The sequence below is a fragment of the Pseudomonas sp. NPDC086581 genome (assembly GCF_044746165.1).
In the GTDB taxonomy this organism is placed as follows: Bacteria; Pseudomonadota; Gammaproteobacteria; order Pseudomonadales; family Pseudomonadaceae; genus Pseudomonas.
In genome coordinates this window covers 170,863-195,531 of record NZ_JBIVBR010000013.1, presented here as the reverse complement: position 1 = coordinate 195,531, position 24,669 = coordinate 170,863, and the positions used below count along the sequence as shown (strand labels likewise).

The window sequence follows — 24,669 nt, the reverse complement described above, 5'->3', positions numbered from 1 at the left end:
ATGCAGGAAAATGCCCGCAACACGGGCATTTGCGCGACTTTCTGCGGGGTGCCGATCAGACCGCGCAAAACATTGGGAAGTCGGCGGCGTTCTGCGCGATCCACTCCAGTGCCAGGGTCTCGAACGGCAGGCTGGCGCCGCTGGCCTGCTCCCGCTGGCGGCGGTACTGCTCTATCTGGCAGACCTGCTCGACCATGCGCGCCCGGAACAGAGTGTCCTCGTCGATGAAGGCAATGCCCACACGGTAGTCGCTGGCCTGCTTGCGGCTCCAGGCGATGACGCCGGGGTAGCAGGCGGAGTCGCCCAGCAAGGGGATGCGCAGCTCGATAGAGGTGCCGCGGCGAAAGCCCCGTGGCGAATTGCACGCGACGCCGCCGAGGCTGATATTGTGCAACCGCTGGCGCGGCAGGAAAGTCTGTTTGCGGATGACCAGCTCGACCGGGAAATCGCAAGGGTGACGCAGGAACTGACGCATGACGGAACGCTCCGACTGCAATCTTTATAGTGGTGGCACCTTGAGTATAGTGCCGGCCCACGAGCTGACCGACCTGGACGCCGACCGCCGGCTGCTGGAGCTGCCGGGCGTGTCGCTGCTGATTTTTACCGGGGAAGGCTGCTCTACCTGTCGCTGGGCGAGGCAAGTGCTGCCGGAGTTCGGCCTGCCCATCGACCGCCTGTGCTGGATCGACGCTGGGCACAGCGGCGGGCTGGTCGAGCGCTACGAGGTCTTCCACTTGCCGTCCCTGTTCCTGGTGCGCGACGGCCACTTCCTCGGCCCGGTCCACGCACCGCTGCGCCCCGAACCCCTGATCCAAGCCCTGCGCGCTGCCCTGGCGCGCCCTGCTGAGGAATTGCCTTGATGAATCTGCGAATCGGCATCATCGGAACCGGCGCCATTGGCGGCTTTTACGGCCTGATGCTGGCCCGCGCCGGCCATGACGTTCATTTTCTGCTACGCAGCGAGTATCCCACCGTCGCGCAGAACGGCTTGCGCCTGAACAGCCAGGTGCACGGCGCGCTGAGCCTGTCGCCGGTGAATGCCTACGATGACGTGGCGAAGATGCCGCCCTGCGACTGGCTGCTGGTGGGCGCCAAGACCACCAGCAACGCCGATCTCGCGCCGCTGATCATTCAGGCCGCCGGGCAGGGGGCGAAGGTCCTGCTGCTGCAGAACGGCCTCGCCGTGGAAGACGAGTTGCGCGCGCTGCTGCCTGAACACATCCACCTGCTCGGCGGTCTCTGCTTCATCTGCGTGCACCGTGCCGAGCCGGGCGTGATCGAACACCAGGCCTTCGGCGGGGTGAACATCGGTTACCACTCGGGCTCCGCCCAGGAGGCCGAAGCGCACCAGGCGGTCGTGGAGGAGGGCGCAGCGCTGTTCCGCAGCGCCGGCCTGGACTCCAATGCCATGCCCAACCTGGAGCAGGCGCGCTGGCAGAAACTGGTCTGGAATATCCCCTACAACGGGCTATCCGTGCTGCTCGACAGCGGCACCCGGGCGATCATGGACAACCCCGACAGTCGCACCCTGGTGGCCGAACTGATGGAGGAAGTCATCGCCGGCGCCGCCGCGTGCGGGCACTCGCTGCCCCAGGGCATCGTCGGGGCGATGCTCAACTCCACCGACGCCATGCCGGACTACCTGCCCAGCATGTACCATGACTTCGCCCAGCGCCGGCCGCTGGAGCTGGGCGCAATCTACGCGGCGCCTCTGGAGGCCGCACGCAGGGCCGGACGTGAACTGCCTAAGATCGAGGCGCTGTATCGCGCGCTGCGATTCATTGACGCACGCAACCGGACTCGCTGACGAACACCGGGGGAAACATGGCAAAAGGGCTGGGCGACAAGCTGGTAGTGGCGATCTCCTCGCGGGCGCTGTTCGACCTCCGGGAAAGCCATCAGGTCTATGAAAGCGAGGGCGTCGAAGCCTATCGCCAGTACCAGATCGACCGCGAGGACGAAGTCCTGCCGCCGGGCGATGCCTTTGCTCTGGTGCAGAAGCTGCTCGCGCTGAACGGCGGGACCGATAGCGCACCGGTGGAAGTCGTACTGGTGTCGCGCAACAGCGCCGACACCGGCCTGCGCGTGTTCAACTCCATCCAGCACTACGGCCTGGGTATCTCCCGCGCCGCCTTCGTCGGCGGCCGCAGCCCTTATCCCTACCTCAAGGCGTTCAACTGCCACCTGTTCCTCTCCACCCATATAGAGGACGTGCGCAATGCGCTGGACGCCGGCTTCGCTGCCGCGACCATCCTTTCCGGCGGCACCCGCCGGGAAGCCAGTGGCGAATTGCGCTTCGCCTTCGATGGTGATGCCGTGCTGTTCTCCGACGACTCCGAGCGCGTCTACCAGCAGGGCGGCCTGGAAGCCTTCCAGACCCACGAGCGCGAGTCCGCCCGCGAGCCGTTGGGCGGCGGGCCGTTCAAGCCCTTCCTGAAAGCGCTCAACCGCGTGCAGCAGGCCTTCCCGCAGGAGTCCTGCCCGATCCGCACGGCATTGGTCACCGCGCGCTCCGCACCGGCCCACGAGCGGGTGATCCGCACCCTGCGCGAGTGGGACATTCGTCTCGACGAATCGCTGTTCCTCGGTGGCCTGGACAAGGCCGCCTTCCTCGAAGCCTTCGCCGCCGACGTGTTCTTCGACGACCAGCCGATGCACTGCGAGAAGGCACGGGAGGTGGTGGCGACCGGCCATGTTCCCCACGGCGTGAGCAACGAGCAGAAGGTCTCGGGATAGCCGCCCGGCCGCGACATCCGGCCTTCTCGGAGCGATTCGCGTTCTCCTGCTACGCTGCTGGATAGGCCCCGCCGCGCAGGCAGTCGAGGAGGCCGCATGATCCGAACGATTCTTTACGCCACCGACCTCGGTCTTTACGCCCCCTACGTCCTTCAGCACGCACTTTCGCTGGCCCGTGCCTACGGAGCCGAGGTGTATGTCGTGCACGCGGTAGAACCGTTGGGGTTGTTCGCCGAATCCGTCCTGCAGACCTATCTGGACGAAGGCACGCTGAAGGAGATGCGTACCAACGGCCTGACCAACGTCATGGGCAGCATCGAGCAGCGGGTTATGGAAGGGTTCCGCGATGAACTGGGGGAGGCGCGCCAGGACGCCGAGCTGATCCGCTCGGTGCGCGTGGTGCAGGGGGATGCGCCGATGGTGATTCTCGACGAGGCCAAGCGCCTGGACGTCGACATCATCGTCGCTGGCAGCCACAGCCACGGTGATGGGCTGAACGCGCCGCTGGGACGCACCGCTGCGCGCCTGGTGCAGCTGGCCGAAGTGCCGGTCTACCTGGTGCCGATGCTGCAGCACCGCTGAGAGCTTTGTGACGATACGTCGGCCAAGCCCGGAATTTCCGTGGGGCTTTAGACGAATGGCATGCACGGCGAAAAAAAACGTCTAGTTTTATTCCTTAAACCATTAATATGGTTATAAAACGACAAGGCCCTGATCGCGGGTCGCGACATTCATTTCGAGGAAAGTCCATGAAGCTTCAACAACTGCGCTATATCTGGGAAGTCGCGCACCACGATCTGAACGTCTCGGCCACTGCCCAAAGCCTGTACACCTCCCAGCCCGGTATCAGCAAGCAGATTCGCCTGCTGGAAGACGAGCTGGGTGTCGAAGTCTTCGCCCGCAGCGGCAAGCACCTGACCCGCGTCACCCCGGCTGGCGAGCGCATCATCACCACCGCCGGCGAGATCCTGCGCAAGGTCGAGAGCATCAAGCAGATCGCCCAGGAATTCTCCAACGAGAAGAAGGGCACGCTGTCCATCGCCACCACCCACACCCAGGCGCGTTACGCCCTGCCCGGCGTGATCAGCGGCTTCATCAAGCAGTACCCGGACGTCTCCCTGCATATGCACCAGGGCACGCCGATGCAGATCGCCGAGATGGCCGCCGACGGCACCGTCGACTTCGCCATCGCCACCGAGGCGCTGGAGCTGTTCGGTGACCTGATCATGATGCCGTGCTACCGCTGGAACCGCTGCGTGATCGTGCCCCAGGGCCACCCGCTGACCAAGGTGCCGAAACTGACCCTGGAACTGCTCGCCGAGCAGCCCATCGTCACCTACGTTTTCGGCTTCACCGGCCGCTCCAAGCTCGACGAAGCCTTCAACCAGCGTGGCCTGGTGCCGAAGGTGGTGTTCACCGCCGCCGACGCCGACGTGATCAAGACTTACGTGCGCCTGGGCCTGGGCGTGGGCATCGTGGCCCACATGGCGGTCGATCCGAAACTGGACAACGATCTGGTGATGCTCGACGCCAGCCACCTGTTCGAGTCCAGCGTGACCAAGATCGGTTTCCGTCGCGGCACCTTCCTGCGTGGCTTCATGTGCGACTTCATCGAGAAGTTCGCCCCGCACCTGACCCGCGACCTGCTGGCCAAGGCCGTGCAGTGCCACAACAAGACCGAGCTGGACGAGCTGTTCGACGGCATCGAGTTGCCGATCTACTGATCGCGGCCCGTACCCGAAAAAAGCCCGGCATCTGCCGGGCTTTTTCATTGCTGACTTCAGTGGATACGCCAGCGCAGCAACAGCAGGGCGGCGAAGGCGAGTGCCGCGCCAATCAGAAAGGTCCAGCTGGCGCCGAAGCTCTGCCACAGCCAGCCGGCCAGTATGCTGGCCAGCAGCATGGCGACGCCGCTTGCCAGGTTGAACACACCGAATGCGGTGCCCTTGAGATCGGCTGGCGTGGTATCGGCGATCAAGGTCGCCAGCAGTCCCTGGGTGAAGCCCATGTGCAGGCCCCACAGTGCGACGCCGACGAGCATCAGCGGCGTGGAGTCGGCCCAGGCCAGCAGCAGGTCGGCCGCCACCAGCAGGAGCATGCCGATAGCCAGCAGGCCGGTGCGGTCGGTGCGGTCCGACCACCAGCCCACCGGGTAGGCCGAGAGCATGAATACCAGGGCCATCACCACCATGACGATTGGCGTCCAGGCCATCGGCAGGCCAATGTCCTGGGCGCGCAGCACCAGAAAGGCTTCGCTGAAGCGGGCGAGGGTGAACACCGCGCCGACGCCGACCACCCACCAGTAGCGCGCCGGGAAGCTGAGCAGCGCATCGCGATGGATCGGCGAGCGGAAGCGCTGGGTGCCTTCCGCCTGTTCCGGTTCCTTGACGAAGAAGATGATGGCCAGCACCGCGATGCCGGCGGGAATGCAGGCGAACCAGAACACCAGCGGCAGGTTGTTGCCCAGCCAGAGCATCAGCACGATGGCCAGCAGCGGGCCGGCGAAGGCGCCGACGGTATCCATGGACTGGCGCAGTCCGAAGCACGCGCCACGGATCGACGGCGGCGAAACGTCCGCGATCAGTGCATCGCGTGGTGCGCCGCGGATGTCCTTGCCGATACGGTCGAGCAGGCGCGCGGCGAAGATGGTCTCGCCGGAGGTAGCCAACGGGAACAGCGGCTTGGACAGCGCCGCCAGGCCATAGCCGAACAGCACCAAGCCCTTGCGCCGACCGAGGAAGTCGCTGATGGCGCCGGAGAACACCTTGACGATCAGCGCGGTGGCTTCGGCGATGCCTTCGATCAGGCCCACCGCGACCATGCTCAGCCCCAGACTACCGACCAGAAACAGCGGCAGCAGGCTGTGCAGCAATTCGGAGGACACGTCCATGAACAGGCTGACAAAGCCCAGCGCCCAGACTGTGCCGGGAATGCGAGGGTGTGTGGAGTCCGAGCCGTCTGCCATGAGTTACATCCTTGTACGTCAGGGAAGGAACAAACAGTCTGGCCGGACGGGCATCAAGAAAGCGTCAAAGGCGGCGCTCAGAGGCGATCGAGGTCGTCGCGCTGGGCCAGTTCGGCCAGGGCTTCGCGGGAGTCCAGCGGGAGTTCGCCCCGGCCTTCGAGCACTTCGTGGAGGAAGCTCATGAACACCGTGTAGACGACCTCGTGGCCGTCATCGTGGCGGACGACGAAAAAGGGTGCGGTGTCCACGCCGTACTGCGCGGCGACCAGCCAGCCGGTGCTGGCGGGGTTGCGCTCGTCGGCGACCAGGGTGCGGTCGATTCGACTCAGATAGCCGCCCTTGACCAGGCGTTCGTGGACTTCGCGGCACTTGCGGCAGTCCTGGCCATCGGCCAGGACTTTCTTCACCAGGGTGATACGCATGGGATCGGCTCCGTCGCAGGCGTGCAGGCGTCCGATCCTGGGCTGCGGGCTGACAGGGAATATTCCGTCAGCGAAAGGGTAAGACCTCAGGCCTTGCTGATCAAATTGCCAGCGTGCAGGCCGCACTCTTTCTGTGTGGCTTCTTCCCACCACCAGCGGCCTTCTCGCTCGTGCTGGTTCGGCAGTACCGGGCGGGTGCACGGCTCGCAGCCGATGCTGATGAAGCCGCGCTCGTGCAGGCTGTTGTAGGGGATTTCCAGCATGCGGATGTAGGCCCAGACCTCTTCGCTGCTCATGTTCGCCAGCGGGTTGAACTTGATCAGCGGTTTCTCCGGGGTGGAGAAGGCGCCGTCCAGTTCGACCACGGCGACTTGGCTGCGGGTGCCGGGGCTCTGGTCCTTGCGCTGGCCGGTGGCCCAGGCGGTCACGGTGGACAGCTTGCGCTTGAGCGGCTCGATCTTGCGGATGCCGCAGCACTCGCCATGGCCGTCCTTGAAGAAGCTGAACAGGCCCTTTTCCTTGACGAACGGCTCCAGTAGACGCGGGTCCGGAGTCATCACCTCGATGGCGATGCCGTAGTGCTCGCGAACCTGTTCGATGAAGCGGTAGGTCTCCGGGTGCAGGCGGCCGGTGTCGAGGCTGAACACCTTGACGTTCTTGTTGAGCTTCCAGGCCATGTCCACCAGTACCACGTCCTCGGCACCGCTGAAGGAAATCCACAGCTCATCGCCGAAGTGCTCGAAGGCAAGCTTCAGGATGTCCTGTGGGGCTTTACTGGCATAGCTCGCGGCGATTTCCGCGATATCGAACGGGAGGCTCATCAGGCGGTATTCCTAGTTTTAATGGCGCAAGGCGCTCTGTGGGCGCGATGGTAGCAAAGAGGGGAATATGCCCCTAAATAACCATCAGGAAGGTTGACTGTGGTGTTTGGGTATAAGTGGCGCGTTGCACGGGTTGGAGCGAGCGGCTAGAGTGCCGCCTCTCAAGTCAAACCTGCGGGGAAATCGTTCGTGGAAATCGCCTGTCTCGACCTGGAAGGGGTTCTGGTTCCGGAAATCTGGATCGCCTTCGCTGAAAAAACCGGTATCGAAGCGCTGAAGGCGACGACCCGTGACATCCCGGATTACGACGTGCTGATGAAGCAGCGTCTGCGCATCCTCGACGAGCACGGCCTGAAGCTGTCCGACATCCAGGAAGTGATCGCCACCCTGAAGCCGCTGGAAGGCGCGGTGGAGTTCGTCGACTGGCTGCGCGAGCGCTTCCAGGTGGTGATCCTCTCCGACACCTTCTACGAGTTCTCCCAGCCGCTGATGCGCCAGCTCGGTTTCCCGACCCTGCTGTGCCACAAGTTGATCACCGACGAGACCGATCGCGTGGTGGATTACCAACTGCGCCAGAAGGATCCGAAGCGTCAGTCGGTCATTGCCTTCAAGAGTCTGTACTACCGTGTGATCGCCGCTGGTGATTCCTACAACGACACCACCATGCTCTCCGAAGCCCACGCCGGCATTCTGTTCCACGCGCCGGAAAACGTGATTCGCGAGTTCCCGCAGTTCCCGGCCGTGCACACCTATGAGGACCTGAAGAAGGAGTTCCTCAAAGCATCCAACCGCCCGCTAAGCCTGTAACACCGGCTGTGACGAAAAAGCCCCGCATCTGCGGGGCTTTTTATCTTGGGCGCTTTTGTAGGAGTGAGGGGACGCCGTCGTTATTGCTCGCGAACCCGCTCAACTCGAACGTTGCCGGCGAACTCTGTTCGCGAGCAGGCTCGCTCCTACAGGGAGATACCCGGCCTCACAGGCCTTCCAGGGTCCGCAGCAGCACGCCCACCTTGGTCAGCGATTCCTCGTATTCCTCTTCCCAATTCGAGTCGGCGACGATGCCGCCGCCGGCCCAGCAGCTCGCATGGCCGTCCTTGACCAGCACGGTGCGGATGGCGATGGAGCTGTCCATTTCGCCACGCACGTCGAGGTAGAGCAGGCTGCCGCAGTAGATGCTGCGCTGGGTCGGCTCCAGCTCGTCGATGATCTGCATGGCGCGGACCTTCGGTGCGCCGGTGATGGAGCCGCCGGGGAAGCTGCCTTCGAGTAGGTCGAACGCGTCCTTGCCGTCTGCCAGTTCGCCACGCACGCTGCTGACCAGGTGGTGGACGTTGGGGTAAGTCTCCACCGCGAACAACTCGGGCACGCGCACGCTGCCGGGTCGGCAACTGCGGCCCAGGTCGTTGCGCAGCAGGTCGACGATCATCAGGTTCTCGGCACGGTCCTTCTCGCTGGCGAGCAGGGCGTCGGCGTTGGCCTGGTCGGCCTCGGGCGTGTCGCCGCGCGGGCGGGTGCCCTTGATCGGGCGGGTTTCCACCTGCTTGCCGTGGAGCTGGATGAAGCGCTCCGGCGATAGGCTGAGGACGGCGCCTTCAGGCAAAGCCATATAGCCGGCAAAAGGCGTAGGACAGGCCTCGCGCAGCGCGCGGTAGGCCGACCAGGACGATCCATTACAGGGGGCACGGAAGCGCTGCGTGTAGTTCACCTGGTAGCAGTCGCCGGCGAGGATGTAGCGGTGCACCCGCTCCAGCGCTTCGCGGTACTGCTCGCGGCTGAGGTCGGGACGGAAGGGAGCGGAAAGCTGGAAGGGCGTTAACGCTTCATCGTCAGAGGCGTTCTCGAACAGCGCGATCAGACGCTCTCGCTCGCTCGTCGCCAGTGACGGGTGGAAAACCAACTGGCTGCTGAGTTTCTCGTGATCGGTAATCAGCGCCCAGGCGTACAGGCCCAGGCGGGCGTCGGGCAAGGCGAGGTCGTCGAGGTTCGGCACGGGCAAATGCTCGACCCGCCGGCCGAAGTCATAACCGAGATAACCGATCATTCCGCCGACGAATGGCAATTGGTGGTTGTCCGGGACTTTTGCCTCGCCCAGGCTCTGCAGGGCGGCTCTTGCGCGGGCGAAAAAGCGCTTGGCCGATTCGTCGGCGGTTGGTGCCAGTTCTGCCAATGGCCAGGCGCTCAGAAGGTCATAGCGTCCACGTGTGGCAATGGGTCTACCAGCGTCCAGGAGTACGGCGCCGGGTGCCCGATGAATCAGGGCGAAGCGTTCGCCCGGGTCTTCCTGGTAGGGAAGCGGGTGCAAAAAACAGTCAGGCATGGGTAACAGCGTGCAGGCAAATGAGGTGATCAGGTCGGCTGAAGTGTCGATCCTAGAGCTATTTCTTCAGTTTACGTAGGAAAAGCATTCTGATAAGAAGTGACGAATCCCACGCGGACAGTGCTCCGTACCAACAACGATAATGACATAGGGATACAGGCCGTGGATGTAGTGCTCGAGCCCGCAGCCGGCAGCCTTCTGCGCTCCAGATTAACACCCCCTCGGGTGCCTGCTGATTATTTGATTCGTCCCGAGGTCCAGAATGCCCTGGACCGACATCCTTATGCCTCGATACTGTCGTTCTCGGCGCCCGCCGGCTTCGGCAAGACCACTGCGTTGGCGGCGTTGGCCGGCAAGCGTGCAAGCGAAGGCCACAAGGTCGCCTGGCTTTCCCTGGAGAGCGACGACGACGATCCCGGCCGTTTCTGCCTGAAGCTTATCCAGGCCCTGGCCACCGCCGTGCCGGGCACTGGCGAGGATGCGCTGGGCTACGTGCACAACACCATGCGTGTGCCAGTGGTCGCGGTCATGGAAAGCCTGCTGATGGACCTCTCCCGCGACGAGCGCAAGGTCCTGCTGGTACTCGACGACCTGCATGAGATCACCCATTCCGATGTCTTCGCCGGCCTCAATCGCCTGGTGCAGTACGCGCCGCCTGGCCTCACCCTGGCCATCGGCAGCCGCTCCCAGCCGCCGCTGAACCTCGCCACCTGGCGGGCCAAGGGCCTGCTGCTGGAAATCGGCCAGGACGAGTTGCGCCTGTCCCGCGACGAAACCCGTGAATACCTGGCCCGCGATGGCCTGCAACTCGAAGATAGCTGCCTGCAGTCGTTGCACAACCAGACCGAAGGTTGGATGGCGGGGGTTCACCTGGTCAGCCTGTGGTTGCGTCAGCAGCCGGGCGCTCCGGAAGACCTCAAGCTGCTCAGCAACGACAAGGCAGCGGTCGGGGATTACCTGCTGCGCGCGGTGTTCGAACGTCTGCCGGCCGATGTGCAGGGCGCGCTGCTGTCCCTGGGGATTGCCAATCGCCTGAACGGCGACCTGGCCAACACCCTGACCGGTCGCCAGGACGGCCAGGCGTTGCTGGAGCACCTGGACAGCATGCAGCTGTTCCTCCTGCCGCTGGACCGCGACCGCCAGTGGTACCGCTTCCACCAGCTGTTCGCCGACTTCCTCCGCGCCCGCCTGCGCGAGCGTGATCCGGAGCGCTTCAAGCAACTGCACTTCAACGCCAGCCTGTGGTTCACCAACCACCACATGCCGACCCTGGCCATCGAGCACGCCTGCCTCGCCGAAGACCCGGAGATGCTCGCCGCGCTGGTCGATGGCTGCGGCCTGGAGCTGATCAACCGTGGCCAGCTCTACCTGATCTCGCGCTGGCGCAAGCACGTGCCGAACGAGATCGCCGAGCGCTACCCGATCCTCGTGCTCAGCGACGTCTGGACCCGCGCCACCGAGCTCAGCCTTCCCGAAGCCAACCGTATGATCGACGAGTTGCTGGCGCGCTGGGGCGACGCACGCGGCAGCGGCCCGATGGGTAACCAGTACCTTTCGGCGCTGGCGGTTAAAGCCGTGCTGGCGCTGCAGAAAGATGACCTCGAACAGTGCATCACCCTGGCGCGCAAGGTGGAGAGTCAGTTGGGGCAGAACTCGGCGTTCCTCGAGGGCGCGATTCTGCTGATCGGAGCTTTCGCTCAGGTCGTGCGTGGCCAGGCTGAACAAGCGCGTCGCCTGATGGGGTTGGCGCAGCAGCGCAACCACTTCCTCGACGGCCGCTATCTGCACATGCAGCAATGCACCATCGAGGTGGTGCTGGCGCTGGAGCAGGGCCAGGTCAAACAGGCGCAGATGCTCATCGAGCGCGTGCGCGAGCAGGCCATGCCGCTGTTCGACAAGCGCTCGCAGGCTCTCGCGCTGCCGGCCATCGCCGAAGCGCTGACGGCCTATTACCGCACCGAGCTGGATGGCCTGGAAGAGCGCCTGCGCTGGGCGCTGGGCCGGGTCGACGTGGTCAACCCGATCGACCTCTATGCCCAGGGCATGCAGTGCCTGGCGCGCATCCAGCGCCTGCAGGGGCGCGGCAAGGAGGCGCTGGCCACCCTCGGGCTGATGCAGACCCTGGCTTCGCGCAACCAGTCCTGGCGCTTCTTCGCCATGGCGGTGGGCGAGGAGATCAACCTGATCCTCCAGGAGACCGCCACCGACCGCTGCAAGCGCGCCGAGCAGCGGCTAAAGGCGATCGACTGGGCGAAGCTCGCCAGTCACTACAAGCAGATGCCGTTCAACCCGGTGCTCTGGGTGCAGGGCATCAGCCGCGTGCGCCTGCTCCAGGCGCGCGGGCACTTCAGCGAGGCGCTGCACGAAATCACCCAGCTGCGCGGCATGCTGCAGCCGGGCTGGCACGGCCTGCAACGGCTGCGCCTGGATCTGCTGGCGGCCCTGAGCTACCAGCGCCTGGGTTACCAGGAACGTTCCCACAGCCTGCTCGGACAATGCCTGGTCGGCGCCGAGCGGGAAGGGGTGCGGAGCATTTTCATCGAGGAAGGCGAGGGGATTCGCCAGTTGCTGCAGCAACTGGAATCCACCGAGCGACAACCGGCGCTGCAGGTCTTCATTCGCGGAATGTTGACCGTCTGGCCGGGGCAGGAAGCACGCAGGTCCCCCGAAGTGCTCGAAGAAGGTCTGACCGACCGCGAGCGCGAAGTGGTATGCCTGGCGGCCCAGGGACTCTCCAACGAGGAGATCGGCCAGCAGCTGTCGCTGGCCCTGGGCACCGTCAAATGGCACCTGCACAACATCTACGAGAAGCTCAAGGTGCGCAATCGGACCCAAGCGATACGCCGTGCCCGCGAGCTGAGTCTGCTCTGACATGACGACCCTGACCACACTGCCGCAGCAACCCTTACCGCTGCTGCGCACCAAACTGTTCCCGCCGCGCACCGACAGCGATTCGCTGTTGCCGCGCCGCGCCCTGATCGACCGCCTGTACGCCAACCGCCAGCAGCGCGTGCTGATCCTCAGTGCGCCGGCCGGGTTCGGCAAGAGCACCATTCTCAGCCTGTTCCGCCAGCGTCTGCTGGAGGGTGGCGCGCGGGTTGCCTGGATGTCCTGCGACGAGGGCGACAGCGAACCGCAGCGTCTGGTGCAGTACCTGGTGGCGAGCATCCGCAGCGTCGAGGCGGATTTCGGCACCAACACCTCGAACCTGCTGCAGTCTGATATGACCCTGCCGTTGGAAGGCATCATCGACGCCTTCCTTTCAGACCTGCGCCGCCTCGACGGACCAATCTACCTGCTGCTCGACGATTTCCACCAGATCCGCCACCCGGCGCTGGCGCACGGCGCGCGTTACCTGATCGAGCACCTGCCGGACAACATCCGCCTGGTCACCAGCACCCGCTATCGCCCGCGCTTCCTGGTCGACGAACCGGGCCTGGCGCCCTGGGCCTTCTGCCTGAGCGGCGACGACTTGCGCCTGACCCGCGAGGAAACCGACACATTCCTCACCGGACTCAAGGGCCTGGCGCTGAACGACAGCGAGCTCAAGCTGCTGCACAAACGCACCGAGGGTTGGATCACGGCGCTGCACCTCGCCGCCCTGGCGCTGGCGCGCAACCCGGACCGCGCGGCGCTGCTCAAGGGGCTCTCCGGCACCGAGCGCGACCTCGCCGATTACCTCGCCGAGGATGTGTTGCGCAGCCTGCCCGAACCGCTGCAGCAGTTCCTCGACCAGACCTCGGTGCTCGACGAATTCTGCGCCGAGCTGTGCAACGCCCTGACCGGGCGCCGCGATGGCCTGGACATGCTGATGCGGCTGCAGAACGAGCAGTTGTTCATCATTCCCTTGGACGACCAGCGCGAGTGGTTCCGTTACCACCACCTGTTCGCCGAGTTCCTCCAGGGCCGCCTGGCGCGCAACGCCGACCCGACGCCGCTGTTGCACGCCGCCGCGCGCTGGTGCGAGGGCCGCGACATGGCCGACCGTGCGATCAAGTACGCCCTGCGCGCCCGCGACTACGCCTTCGCCGCCGACCTGCTGGAGCGCCAGGGCGCCAAGCTGATCGCCGGCAACCGCGTCTACGGCATCCTCGGCATGCTCAGCAGCATTCCCGCCGAGGTGATCCGCGAGCACCCGGTGTTCCAGATCTTCTACGCCTGGCAACTGGCCTTCGAGCAGAAGTTCGCCGAGGCCGAGGCGCTGATCGAAGAGCTCAGCGTCCGGTTGCTGCAGGGGCAGGGCAAGGTGCGCCACTTCGGCATGGCCGAATTGCTCGCCGTGGCCCAGGTGCTCAAGGCGCTGGTGCTGCTCTACCAGGACAAGCTGGAGGCCTGCCTGAAGGTGGCGCGCCAGTGGCTGGCGCTGGTGCCAGGCAACCAGCCGGTGTTCCGCGCCAGCCTGTCGTGCATCCAGGCGGCGGCCTATGCGCTGCTGGGTGACTACGCCGAAGCGGCGAACGCTATCGGTGTCGCCCGCGATTGCCTGCGCATGGCCGACAGCGAATACCTGCAGGTCGTCGTCAGCATGATCGAGGCGCTGATCTGCAAGGAACGCGGTGAGCTGGAGCGCGGCCGGACCATTGCCGAGAGTGCGCGCAGCCGCGTGGAGCGGGTCTTCGGCCGGCGCAGCCGGGTCGGTGGGCCGCTGTCCCTGGCCTATGCGGACCTGCTGTACGAGCAGGATCGTCACGCGGCGATCCTTGCCGAACTGCCGCTGGCCACCACCTGGCGCGACGTTGCCACACCGGTGGAGCTGATCAGTCGTGGCCAGTTGGTGATGGCCAAGGCGCGATTCTTCGCTGGTGAGGCCGAACAAGGGTTGGCCCAGCTCGACGAATGGCTGGTTGGCCTGCAGTCGCCGGGCTACGAGCGGGTGCATGCGCTGGCCATGAGCTGCAAGGTGCAGCTGCTGCTGTGGATGCGCCGGCCCAACGAGGCCGAGCGCGTGTGTCTGCAACTGGCGCGGCACCTGTCAGGGCTCAACGCCGAACGCTACGCCGATGCCCACGCGGCGCTGGTGATGGCGGAGGCGCGCCTGGCGCTTTCCGAGCGCCACGCCGAACGTGCGCAGCAGCGTCTGGAATCGTGCCTGGCGGGCTTTACCTCGCCCTATCAGCGCGACCGGCGGCTGCGTCTTTCGCTGTTACTTTCTGTGGCGTATTGGCAGAAAGGTAACAGCGAAAAAGCCTTCGCTCTGTTCGCCCCCACCCTCGAGGAAGCCTGGAACCTGGGTTACCGGCGCCTGTTCCAGGACGACGCCCTGTGGCTACTGCCGCTCTGGGAGGCCTGGAAAGGCGCCGAACCCAAGCGCGCATCGGCCTGGCAAGGGGTGGCCGAGATGCTTCGCGAACAGTGCCGCAGGCTCTCTGTAGACCCTGAAAGTTTCGATGAAAATCAAGATGTTAGCCATCGCGAGCGGGAAATCCTGCGGCTCGTGGCGGCGGGTTTGTCGAACCGGGATATCGCCCAGGCGGTGCATCTGTCGGAGGCCACCATCAAGTGGCATCTGCACAACCTGTTCGCCAAGCTCGGCGTGCGCAGCCGCACCCAGGCGGTACTCAAGGGGAAGAGTCTGGGACTGCTCAGCGAAGCTTGAGTCGGAAGGTTGGTTTTGCGCCATCCCTTGGATGGGCTGGCAGGTTCACGGCGGGTCAGTAGCTTGGAGACCAGGACGAGAAGCTTCGTGCTTCACGAATCCATACCCGCGGCGCCTAAGGAAGAAGTCGGGGGTCTGGAAGATCGGCAGCAGCCGGTCAACCTGCAGCGGGGTAGGACGCCCCTTGCAGTGCCTGGGGCAACCCCACCTGAACACTGGAGAGTTATAACAATGAAAATCAAGCAACTGGTTCTTGCAAGCGCAGTTCTGGCCGCTCCGTTCCTGGCACATGCCGACATGAAATCCATGGATGACGCTGCACTGTCCGGTATCACCGGCCAGGATGGCATCAGCATTTCCGGTACCTTCAACGCCTCCATTGGCGCTGTCACCTACAAGGACGCCGACACCAACGGCGGTTCCCTGGTCCTGCAGGGTATCCACCTGCCGAGCGTGACCATCGCCGACAACGCGCCGATGACCGTCGACGTGGTGAAAACCAACATCACTCCGGTTGGCGGCGGCACCGCCGTAGCCACCGAGCAACTGGCCATCGGCCTGCCCACCGTGACCGGTGACGTCACCATCGACGCCGTCAAGGTAGGCACCGGCGGCGCCAGCATTGGTTCGCTGACCGTTTCCAACCTGAACCTCGCCGGTTCGACCGTGAAGGTCTGGGGTCACTGATCCCGAAGGTTGAAGCGCAGTACCCCTTGCCGGCGCCTGCCGGCGAGGGTCTTCCAGGAATGACTTCCAGAATTTGAAGCGAGGGGTGGGATGTTCGAGATTCTGCTGGGAAGCCTGCTGGGCCTGTTCGGTTTTACCCAGGCCGTGGATACCAAGCCGCAACAGCAGGGCACAGTGAACATCTCGCAGCCGCTCACGCCCAACGGTCCCTTCCGTGAGTCGGTCCAGCTCGAGCCGATGAGCCAGGTGCAGTTCCGCAACGTCATCCGCCAGGCCTACGACTACAGCTGCGGCTCGGCGGCGCTGACCACGCTGCTGGACTACTACCTGGGCCGCAACCTGGAAGAACGTCAGGTCATGGAAGGCCTGATCAAGTACGGCGAGGCCGACAAGATCGTCCAGCGCCGTGGATTCTCGCTTCTGGACATGAAGCGCTATGCCGCCGCACTCGGCTACAAGAGTGGCGGCTTCCGTGCCGAGTTCTCCGACCTGGACTCGCTCGAACACCCGGCGCTGGTGCCGATCCACTATGCCGGCTTCAAGCATTTCGTCGTGGTCCGCGACGTCTACAACGACCACGTCTTCGTTGCCGATCCTGCCTTGGGCAACATCAGTTTCACCCGCGCCCGTTTCGAGGAAATCTGGGACCAGAACGTGCTCTTCGTGATCTACCCCAGCGGCCAGGAGCCCAGGAACGCCCTGGAGCTGAAGGAGGCCGACATGCGCCTGGTGGACGACCGGACCGTGAGCCTGCTGGCTTTCCGCGAGTTCCCGGAGATGAGCAAGGTCACCCAGAACCAGATTGGCACAGCCGCCACGAACGGAGATGTCCAGTACATCCGGCGCAAGTGATCGCCCGATCGGCCCATACGAATAAGAACAAGACCAGGGGATAGCAACATGGATTTCAAGGGGTTTGCGTGCGTTGCCGCTCTGGCCTTGCTGGCAAGTACCAGCACCATCGCCGAAGAAGCGACAACCGAAGACGCGCGTGATGCGCTGGCCAAGAAGGATACCGACGCCGACAGCGCCAAGGCGCTGGAGCAGGTATTCCAGGCCGCCGAGAAGAGCTACACCCTGCTCAAGAAAGGTGAGCGCCAGCTGACCTACGGCTTCGACTACACCCTGATGCGCGACACCCGCCTGCAGGCCGTGCGCAGTGGCGAGAACGTCTACAGCGTGCTGGCCCAGAGCGAGGCGCAACACACCTTCACCAACTCGTTCACCTTCGACTATGGCATCTGGGACAACCTGACCTTCAGCATGCGCCTGCCGTTCGTGGCCAAGTACGACACCGAGCGCGACATCCATGCCTACAGCCTGGGCGACGTCTCCGCCACCCTGCGCTGGCAGCCCTGGGCCGCGCGCCGCGGCGCCCCGGTCACCACGCTCTACGCGACCCTCGGCCTGCCCACCGGCGATAGCCCGTACAAGGGCAACGTGCAGGATGACGTCTCCACCGGCAACGGCTTCTACAGCCTGGGCGCCGGCGCCAACATGTCCTACGTGATCGACCCCGTCGTGCTCTACGGCTCGCTGGGCTACACCTACAACATGAAGGTCGATGACATCCACCAGAACCAGTTCGGCGAGGAGCTGGAGAAGGTGGTGCCGGGTGACACGCTGAACTTCGCCATGGGTATGGCCTACGCGCTGTCCTACGACGTTTCCCTGGCCACCTCCTACCAGATGGCCTACTCGTTCAAGAACAAGTACTACTTCAACGACCGCACGGTCGAGGCGCCCGAGCAGACCAGCGCGATCATGAACTTCTCGCTCGGCCTGCGAACATCGCCGGACTACATCGTCAACGTGAACGCCGGTTTCGGTCTGACCGAAGACTCGCCGGATGTACTGCTGGGGGTTTCCCTTCCCCTGGATATCCAAGGCCTCAAAGCCCAGTAACCGACGAGCGACTACCACATGACTATGCGCATTTCGCCCCTCGCGGTGGCGATGGCAGGGGTAGGGTTTGGCTGGGCGACGCTCGCCAACGCCCAGCTCGCCAACGACCTGACCATCGGCAACCCCAAGGCCATGGCCATGGCCAACGCGGTCACGGCCGACTCCACCGGCATCGACGCGGTGCACTACAACCCTGCTGCCCTGACCAAGCTCAAGGGCCGCCAGACCCAGCTCAAGCTGATCACCGGGGTCATGGATATCCGCGCCGGTTTCAAGGCGCCGCCGGACTATGGTTCGTCCTCCTTCGGCCTGGACGACGACCCGGTGGCCGGTGAGAACAGCCGTACCCTGACTCCGACCATGTACCTGCCGGGCCTCGGCGGCATGACCGACATGCCGCTGCTGGTGGCGCCACTGGCCGGCCTGTCGATCAACCCGCCGGGCTCCAAGTTCACCTTCGCCACCAACGTCTACGCGCCCCAGGCGCTGGGCTATTCGCGCGACTCCGACAGCGACCCGGCACGCTACGAAGGCCGCCGCGTCTCGCTGCAGCGCATCACCTACTTCTCACCCTCGGTGGGCTACGAGGTCAACGACGACCTGTCGGTGGGCCTGAGCATCGGCTTCTCCCACCAGGCGATGGCGCTGGATACCGACTTCCGCAACCCGGGCCTGCTCACCGGCCTGCTGCAGACCCTGCACGACACCACCTGCGTGCCGGGTGCGCAGGAGATCGTCGAGCTGGTGTTCAACGTCTGCGGCGGCCGCATCGGTCCCTACGACTCGCTGGCCAACCTCAAGCTGGACATGCAGCAGACCCTCTCGCCGAGCTTCAACCTGGGCGTGCTCTGGGAACCCTACGACTGGCTGGCCTGGGGCGCGACCTACCAGAGCGAGTCGCGCATGCACCTCAAGGGCAAGTACCGCGTCGACTACACCAAGGACTGGCAGGGCTTCTGGTCCGGCATGCAGAACTCGATCTTCGGCGCCTTCCTCAGCCCGCTGTTCCCCTACGGTAATGCCGAGGAAGAGCACGGCGTGGCGACGCTGAACATGGTCAACCCGGACAGCTTCTCCACCGGTATCAAGGTGCGCCCGTTCGACAAGTGGCAGTTCAACTTCGACCTGAAGTGGACCGACTACAGCGACTGGAACAACCTGGAAATCGAGTTCGACAAGGAGCTGGACCTGCTGCGCATCGCCAAGAACTTTGCGCCCAACGGCGCCACCGACCACAGCATCATCCTCGACCGCGGCTACCAGGACACCTGGAGCTATGCCATGGGCGTGCAGTACGACGTCAACGACCGCCTGCAACTGCGCGCCGGGTATGAGTACCGTCCCTCGGCGATCCCCAAGGACAAGGCCGACGCCCTGGTGCCCATCGGCGATGCCGATCTCTACGGCCTGGGCCTGGGCTATCAGTGGGACAAGGACACGGTGATCGACCTGGGCTTCAACTACTTCGTCTCCAAGCAGAGCATCAAGGCGGGCACCAGTTGCAACCTGAACTGCACCGGCATCGACAACCTGGTGTACAACCCCTATGCCGGCCTCGACGTCAGCACCACGGTAAAGGCCTACGTGTTCGCCATGACTTACCGCACCACCTTCTGAGGGCAACAACATGAGCAGGCTGACCCTCCTGATTTCCTGCTTCGCCGCCGTCGGCGTGGCGAGCGCATCGGCGCAGGCTGCCAGCGGCCGCTACCTGTCGTGGATCGACGACAGCGGCCAGGTGCATAACACCTTCGTCGACGCCAACTACGCCCAACAGCAGCGCCAGGCGGACAGGCGCATCGACCAGAGCGACCGCGCGCGACTGATCGACCTCAGCGCCACCCAGTGGCCTGGCAGCCGGCCGGCGGGGGAGAGCAAGCGCCGCTACTTCACCTGGGTGGACGCCCAGGGCAACCTGCAGAACAGCTTCTACGCCGCTGGCCAGGTCGCACCCGGTCGCGCCGATTACGTGCTGCCCAACGGTGATCACTCTTCCGAGTACATCGACGCGGAATCCTATGAGGACCGCGGTTTCGTCCGCAGTGAGAACGGCAACCCGTACTTCACCTGGGTCGATGACAAGGGCCAGGTGCGCAACTCGCCGATCACTGCGGAACAGCGGGGGGCGATGTTCCGCCGCGGCGAACAGGGCGGCAGCAATATCGCCTTCACCGAAGGCCGGCAGATCGACCTGAAAGGGCGGTCGAACAATTTGCCGGGGCTCGACGGCATGGGCGAGCAGACTGATGCCATGAAGGCGCTGCTCAAGGGCAGCGGCAAGACCCTGGACGACCTCTACGTCGACCTGCAGCGGCGCTGCTGCGACCAGATGGGCGACGGTGACTTCACCGAGCTGTCGGTGGAGGAGCCCCGCTACGAGGAGCTGAACAAGTTCTCGCCGAGCTTCGACTTCCCCATGGGCAAGAGCTACTTCGTGGCGATGAAGCTGCCCAGCTCACAGCACGTCTACGGCTTGCGCGTGCGCAGCTTCGCCAACCACCAGGTGGTCTACCCGTCGCTGCTGTTCCTCGACGAGCAGAAGCGCCCGACGCGACTGGTGAGCGATGCGGTGTACAAGCTCAACCCGGAGACCTGGTACCGCTATGCCTTCATCGAAGGGACTATCCCGGTGCGCGCCAACCAGGGGGAGCGCTACGTGCTGCTGCTGACCACCGACGAGGACCGCAGCCTGCAGACCCTCGACAACAAGCCTTACAAGCGCCCGCTGGAAGACCTGGCGGTGAACGAGGCGGGGATGAAGGTGCGCGAGCACGGCGATCAGGGTGGGTTCGAGTTGGCCGTAGTGCGCTGAAGTCGTTCCGTAGGGCGGATAACCCGGAACGGGTTATCCGCCAGCCTTCACGGCGCATAACGCCGTTGGCGTTATGCGCCCTACGCGCCACAGCCTGAGTGAGCGTGAATGAAAAAGCCCGGCGAATGCCGGGCTTTTTTTTGTGGGGCAGGGCGCCTCAGACTTCCTTCGGATGCACGTGGCCGAAGAGCTGCTGGGAGAAGCGCACGCGCTCTTCCACGGTTTCCTTCACGCCCTTGGCTTCCAGCTCGGCGATATGCGCCTCGACGGCATGGGTGCGCAGGGTCAGGCCGCAGTCGTTGGCGATCTGGATGTTCAGGCCGGGGCGGGCGTTGAGCTCAAGGATCAGCGGGCCCTTGTCCTGGTCCAGAACCATGTCCACGCCGATGTAGCCCAGGCCGCACAACTCGTAGCAGCCGGCGGCGAGTTTCATGAAGCCGTCCCAGTTGGGCAGCTGTACGCCGTCCACTGCGTTGGTGGTGTCCGGGTGCTTGCTGATCTTGTTGTTCAGCCAGGTGCCGCGCAGGGTCAGGCCGGTGGCCAGGTCTACACCCACGCCGATGGCGCCCTGGTGCAGGTTGGCCTTGCCGTTGGACTGGCGGGTCGGCAGACGCAGCATCGCCATCACCGGGTAGCCCATCAGCACGATGATGCGGATGTCCGGCACGCCTTCGTAGCTGATGCTCTTGAAAATCTGGTCCGGGGTCACGCGGTACTCGATCAGCGCGCGGTCGCGGTGGCCGCCCAGGGAGTACAGGCCTGTGAGGATGCTCGACAGCTGGTGCTCGATTTCCTCATGGCTGATGATTCGCCCGGAGACCGTCTTGTAGCGCTCCTCGAAGCGGTCGGCGATCACCAGGATGCCATCGCCGCCGGCGCCCTGCGCCGGCTTGATCACGAAGTCGCTGCGCTCGCCGATGATTTCCGGCAGGCGTTCGATCTCCTTCTCGGTGGAGATGATCCCGTACATTTCGGGTACGTGGATGCCCGCCTCGATGGCGCGCTGCTTGGTGATGATCTTGTCGTCGACGATCGGATACAGGTGCCGCTGGTTGTACTTGAGCACGTAGTCCGCGTTGCGTCGGTTGATGCCCATGATGCCTTTGGCTTCCAGGGCTTTCCATCGCTTGATCAGGCCGAACATGGCTTAGTCCTTGAGGAAGGCTTTGAAGCGGAACAGTTCGGTCAGGCGGTAACCGCGGTAGCGACCCATCGCCAGCATGAACGACACCAGAATCAGCAGCACGGCCGGGAAGGTGAACACGAAGTACACCAGCTCCGGGACGCGCATCAGGATGTGCGCCAGGGCGGCGGCGAACAGGGTGCCGATGGCGGCCTTCATGGCGTGGGCGGCGCCGCGCTCTTCCCAGGTGATCGACAGGCGTTCGATGCTCATGGTCAGGATCACCATCGGGAACAGGGCGACCGACAGGCCGCTCTCGAAGCCGAGCTTGTGGCTGAGCAGGCTGATGGCGGCGATCATCACCACCACGAAGGTCAATACCACCGACAGGCGCGGCAGCATCTGGAGCTTCAGGTGTTCCAGGTACGAGCGCAGCGACAGGCCCAGCGCGGTGATCACGGTGAACAGGCCGATACCCCATTGCAGGCCGGTCTCGCGGAAGGCGAGGGCGATCAGTACCGGGGTGAAGGTGCCCAGAGTCTGCAGGCCGATCAGGTTGCGCAGGATCAGGATCACCAGCACGCCGAACGGGATCATGATCATGATCTGGAAGGTCTGCTGGGTGGACAGCGGCAGGCCGTAGAGCGAGTACTCGAGGAAGGCCGCGTCGGTGTTCTCGTCCGACAGCTTGGCCAGGCGGATGGCGTTCATCTCGCTGCTGTTGAGGCTGAAGCTGACCTGGGCCTTCTTGCCACCTTCGATGGACAGCAGGCTCTCGTCACCCAGCCACCAGATCAGGCGATCGTTGGGCAGGCCGCGCTCGCCGGTTTCCGGGTTGAAGTACAGCCATTCCTTGCCGTTGTAGCTGCGCAGCCAGAGTTCGGGCTGCTGCGGCTGATTGGCGACCAGGCGGATGGTGTGCACGCGCTCCAGCGGCACGTGGGCCACCGCGAGCAGGGTTTCGACCACGTGGGAACGCTTGTCCAGGCTGGTGTCGCCGGCCAGCAGCAGTTTCACGTTGTCATCGTTGAGGTTGTTGGCGCGCTTGATGGCTTCGCTGACGAAGGTCTCGACGTCCGCAGAGTGCTGGCGGATGGGCGCGATCAGGGCTTCGGCGGCGATCTTGTCCGGGCCTTCCAGGGGCAGGCTGTCGCGGAAGATCGGGCCCTTTTCCTTGGCCTTCTCGGTGGCGCCGGCATAGCGCTTGGTCAGCACCAGGCGGTAGTAGAGGGTCTGCTGGCCGTTGGCGCGGCGCGAGGACCAGGTCACCTTGCGGTTGCCGTCGGAGCGGTTGATGCCCACACCGTAGTTGTTGGAGACGAAGCTCTCGTTGAGGCTGACGTAATCCTGGGCCAACGGCGGCACGAACATCTGCACCTTCACCGGAGTCTTCGGCGTGGCGACGAACTCGACCTTGGCGTCGATGTTCCACAGGTCGTCGGTCTCGGCCTCGGTCATGGGAATGCCGAGGACGAAGATCTGGTAGGCGGTGATCGCGACGCCCAGCGTCAGCAGGATGGCGATCAGGACCTTCAGATGCAGGGTAAGAGAGCGCATGGGATTACTCGGCAGGTTTCGCTACGGGTTGGCAGCCGGGCTTGCCGGCAGCGTATTTCAGGCTCGGGTCGACCAGGGCGCCGAAGCGCTTGAGCGCGTCGGAGCCGATCAGAAGCGGGTATTGGAAGGCGCTGCGGTCGGTAAGGTTCACTTCGATGGTGCGCAGGGCCTTGCCCATGCACAGCTGAAGCTCGATGACCGGACGCGCGGTGTAGGCCTTGCCTTCGTCGGGGTCGTAGTCGCCGTGGCGGCGCTTGATCTTGCTGATGCGCGCCAGGGGTTTCTCGATCGGCTGGCTGTCGGCGGTGTCGGTGGCCAGGTAGAAACGCACCCAGGTCTCGCCATCGCGCTTGAAGCGCTTGATGTCGCGGGCACTGAGGGAGGCGGTCTTGGCCCCGGTGTCGAGCTTGGCGGCGAGCTCGATGTCCAGGTCGTTGATCCGGGCGTACTCGTTCAGGCCATAGACGGTCTTGCCGGCAGCTGCGCTGATGCCGGGAAGCAGGAAGATGCTCAGGAAAAGGAGCAGGGCAGTGGGCTTGAGTCTCATGGGCCTTGATGAGTGAGTGGCCGCAAAGCCTTGAAAAGAAACGCCCCGGTCGTCACCCCAAATAGCTGTGGCCGGCATGCCGGCCGGCGTGGCCTGGTGACGCCAGGCAATAGCGCGCCGAATTCTACCATGTGGTTTTTCGCTGGCGACAGTCGGTTGGCGCGTTGGCAGGGTATTTGTTTCAGGCGTATGACGGGGCCTTGCGCGCCCGTCGAGTGCCGGGCGAGCGACGGGCTCTGCCAGAACCCGTCCGACCGCCGGACAGTCGGACGGGTTCAGTCACTCAGGGCTTTTCCTCCTCGGTGGTGACCTCGGTCCAACTGCTGTCCGGGTCGAAACGGCTCATCTTCTTGGCGATCTTGTCGCTCTCCGGGCCGAGGTTCTTGGAGAAGATCTCGCCGTCGTGGCTGATCATGAAGCTCATCACGCCGCTGTCGCCGTACTTCACCGGCCAGGCGATCAGGGCGAAGCCGCGGGTCATCCTGCCGCCGATCTTGTAGTCGTAGGCGCCACCGGGGGCCGAGGGGCCCTGGGCGGTGAGGATGCGGTAGTGGTAGCCATGCCAGCCGTCGCCCGGCAGGTCGTCGCCGAACAGCGGGCCGAGCGGGCTTTCCTCGCCGCCGTCTTCCTCCGGCCAGTACAGACCGTCATGGTGCCCGTCGCTGCTGACGAACTTCTGCGCGTATTCCAGGACGCCGTCGCCGTTGCGGTCGACCTCGGCGTAGTCCATCTGCGCATCGTGGTACGCCTGCACGGCTTCCAGGGTCGACTCCTCGTTGCGGCCGATGCGGCGAATGCGGATTTCTTCGCCGCCAGCCTTGGCATTGAAGGCCCAGCCGTTCTTGTCGTGGACGATCGGCAGGGGCAGGGTCCAGGGATCGTTGCCGACGACCAGGTGGGCGAGGTGCGGGTTGTCTTTCTCGATCTGGTGCTTGTCCTTGTAGTGGGCGAGGAAGGCGTCCACTTCATCCCGGTCGATGCCGGCGGTCGGTATATAGCTCTGCCAGTCCTTGCCCAGCAGGGCGGCCAGGCGTTCGGGGTCGGCCTTTTCGGTGCCGAGCGCGGCAATGAAGGCGTCGGCGGCCGCGTCGGGGGTGGGGAAGCTGTCCTGGGCCAGCAGGCTGGCGGGCAGGGCGGCGAGGAGGGCGAGCGCCAGCAGGCGCGATGCGATGGGCATGGCT

The 24,669-nt window shown here is 64.5% G+C and carries 22 protein-coding genes; 13 read left to right on the top strand and 9 right to left on the bottom strand.

The genetic code is table 11. The annotated features are described in order from the left end of the window. Positions 1-55 precede the first annotated feature (55 nt). On the bottom strand, positions 56-475 hold the full coding sequence (locus ACIPK7_RS24670; protein WP_192433769.1) for a PilZ domain-containing protein: 420 nt from the start codon (positions 473-475) through the stop codon (positions 56-58). Between ACIPK7_RS24670 and ACIPK7_RS24665 the strand changes: the two genes are divergently transcribed. From ACIPK7_RS24665 to cysB, 5 genes are all read left to right on the top strand, one after another. After that, positions 474-860: a thioredoxin gene (locus ACIPK7_RS24665; RefSeq protein ID WP_401090774.1), complete on the top strand. Its 387-nt coding sequence runs from the start codon at positions 474-476 to the stop codon at positions 858-860. The genes ACIPK7_RS24670 and ACIPK7_RS24665 overlap by 2 nt on opposite strands. Continuing rightward, positions 860-1,807 carry a putative 2-dehydropantoate 2-reductase gene (locus tag ACIPK7_RS24660; RefSeq protein ID WP_401090772.1) on the top strand — a complete coding sequence of 316 codons (948 nt, stop codon included), beginning with the start codon at positions 860-862 and terminating at the stop codon, positions 1,805-1,807. Before ACIPK7_RS24665 ends, ACIPK7_RS24660 begins: the two co-directional genes overlap by 1 nt. A gap of 17 nt (positions 1,808-1,824) precedes the next feature. After that, on the top strand, positions 1,825-2,736 hold the full coding sequence (locus ACIPK7_RS24655) for a 5'-nucleotidase (RefSeq protein ID WP_401090770.1): 912 nt from the start codon (positions 1,825-1,827) through the stop codon (positions 2,734-2,736). 96 nt (positions 2,737-2,832) lie between these two features. Next, positions 2,833-3,318: a universal stress protein gene (locus tag ACIPK7_RS24650; protein WP_192433761.1), complete on the top strand. Its 486-nt coding sequence runs from the start codon at positions 2,833-2,835 to the stop codon at positions 3,316-3,318. Between the two features lie 167 nt (positions 3,319-3,485). Continuing rightward, positions 3,486-4,460: an HTH-type transcriptional regulator CysB gene (cysB, locus tag ACIPK7_RS24645; RefSeq protein WP_192433759.1), complete on the top strand. Its 975-nt coding sequence runs from the start codon at positions 3,486-3,488 to the stop codon at positions 4,458-4,460. A 56-nt stretch (positions 4,461-4,516) separates the two neighbouring features. On the opposite strand, the gene ACIPK7_RS24640 is transcribed toward cysB, so the two are convergent. The 3 genes from ACIPK7_RS24640 to ACIPK7_RS24630 form a co-directional block, all read right to left on the bottom strand. Continuing rightward, the gene (locus ACIPK7_RS24640) at positions 4,517-5,701 is read right to left on the bottom strand and encodes an MFS transporter (protein ID WP_401090768.1); all 1,185 of its coding nucleotides are present in this window, start codon (positions 5,699-5,701) and stop codon (positions 4,517-4,519) included. A gap of 77 nt (positions 5,702-5,778) precedes the next feature. After that, on the bottom strand, positions 5,779-6,123 hold the full coding sequence (locus ACIPK7_RS24635) for a hypothetical protein (protein ID WP_192433754.1): 345 nt from the start codon (positions 6,121-6,123) through the stop codon (positions 5,779-5,781). A gap of 86 nt (positions 6,124-6,209) precedes the next feature. Beyond that, on the bottom strand, positions 6,210-6,944 hold the full coding sequence (locus ACIPK7_RS24630; protein WP_192433752.1) for a phosphoadenylyl-sulfate reductase: 735 nt from the start codon (positions 6,942-6,944) through the stop codon (positions 6,210-6,212). 189 nt (positions 6,945-7,133) lie between these two features. Between ACIPK7_RS24630 and thrH the strand changes: the two genes are divergently transcribed. After that, positions 7,134-7,751, top strand: a complete 618-nt coding sequence (thrH, locus tag ACIPK7_RS24625) for a bifunctional phosphoserine phosphatase/homoserine phosphotransferase ThrH (RefSeq protein WP_024765701.1) — start codon at positions 7,134-7,136, stop codon at positions 7,749-7,751. Between the two features lie 166 nt (positions 7,752-7,917). On the opposite strand, the gene pabB is transcribed toward thrH, so the two are convergent. Next, positions 7,918-9,261 (bottom strand): aminodeoxychorismate synthase component I, encoded by a 1,344-nt coding sequence (gene pabB, locus ACIPK7_RS24620; protein ID WP_401090765.1) that lies wholly within the window; start codon positions 9,259-9,261, stop codon positions 7,918-7,920. A 162-nt stretch (positions 9,262-9,423) separates the two neighbouring features. Here pabB and ACIPK7_RS24615 point away from each other — a divergent pair, with 162 nt between their 5' ends. From ACIPK7_RS24615 to ACIPK7_RS24585, 7 genes are all read left to right on the top strand, one after another. Then, positions 9,424-12,132: a LuxR C-terminal-related transcriptional regulator gene (locus tag ACIPK7_RS24615; RefSeq protein ID WP_401090763.1), complete on the top strand. Its 2,709-nt coding sequence runs from the start codon at positions 9,424-9,426 to the stop codon at positions 12,130-12,132. Position 12,133: 1 nt separating this feature from the next. Beyond that, the gene (locus ACIPK7_RS24610) at positions 12,134-14,857 is read left to right on the top strand and encodes a LuxR C-terminal-related transcriptional regulator (RefSeq protein WP_401090761.1); all 2,724 of its coding nucleotides are present in this window, start codon (positions 12,134-12,136) and stop codon (positions 14,855-14,857) included. Positions 14,858-15,088: 231 nt separating this feature from the next. Then, positions 15,089-15,544, top strand: a complete 456-nt coding sequence (locus tag ACIPK7_RS24605) for a DUF6160 family protein (RefSeq protein ID WP_017516894.1) — start codon at positions 15,089-15,091, stop codon at positions 15,542-15,544. 90 nt (positions 15,545-15,634) lie between these two features. Continuing rightward, a complete protein-coding gene (locus ACIPK7_RS24600; RefSeq protein WP_081520584.1) occupies positions 15,635-16,396 on the top strand; it encodes a C39 family peptidase in 762 nt (253 codons plus the stop codon). Positions 16,397-16,444: 48 nt separating this feature from the next. Then, positions 16,445-17,449, top strand: a complete 1,005-nt coding sequence (locus tag ACIPK7_RS24595) for a transporter (RefSeq protein ID WP_081520583.1) — start codon at positions 16,445-16,447, stop codon at positions 17,447-17,449. 18 nt (positions 17,450-17,467) lie between these two features. Then, positions 17,468-19,066 carry an outer membrane protein transport protein gene (locus ACIPK7_RS24590; protein WP_401090759.1) on the top strand — a complete coding sequence of 533 codons (1,599 nt, stop codon included), beginning with the start codon at positions 17,468-17,470 and terminating at the stop codon, positions 19,064-19,066. Between the two features lie 10 nt (positions 19,067-19,076). After that, positions 19,077-20,261, top strand: coding sequence for a MalM family protein (locus ACIPK7_RS24585; protein ID WP_401090757.1), 1,185 nt, complete (start codon positions 19,077-19,079; stop codon positions 20,259-20,261). Between the two features lie 157 nt (positions 20,262-20,418). Here ACIPK7_RS24585 and ACIPK7_RS24580 read toward each other — a convergent pair whose 3' ends face one another. The 4 genes from ACIPK7_RS24580 to ACIPK7_RS24565 all read right to left on the bottom strand — a co-directional run bounded on the left by ACIPK7_RS24580 (position 20,419) and on the right by ACIPK7_RS24565 (position 24,665). Continuing rightward, complete coding sequence (locus tag ACIPK7_RS24580; protein ID WP_024765708.1) at positions 20,419-21,405, bottom strand: alpha-L-glutamate ligase-like protein; 987 nt, start codon at positions 21,403-21,405, stop codon at positions 20,419-20,421. A gap of 3 nt (positions 21,406-21,408) precedes the next feature. Next, positions 21,409-22,941, bottom strand: a complete 1,533-nt coding sequence (locus ACIPK7_RS24575) for an inactive transglutaminase family protein (RefSeq protein WP_401090755.1) — start codon at positions 22,939-22,941, stop codon at positions 21,409-21,411. A gap of 4 nt (positions 22,942-22,945) precedes the next feature. Then, the gene (locus tag ACIPK7_RS24570; RefSeq protein WP_081520578.1) at positions 22,946-23,488 is read right to left on the bottom strand and encodes an ATP-dependent zinc protease; all 543 of its coding nucleotides are present in this window, start codon (positions 23,486-23,488) and stop codon (positions 22,946-22,948) included. 283 nt (positions 23,489-23,771) lie between these two features. Further along, complete coding sequence (locus ACIPK7_RS24565; protein WP_192433734.1) at positions 23,772-24,665, bottom strand: DUF2950 domain-containing protein; 894 nt, start codon at positions 24,663-24,665, stop codon at positions 23,772-23,774. Positions 24,666-24,669: the final 4 nt, after the last annotated feature.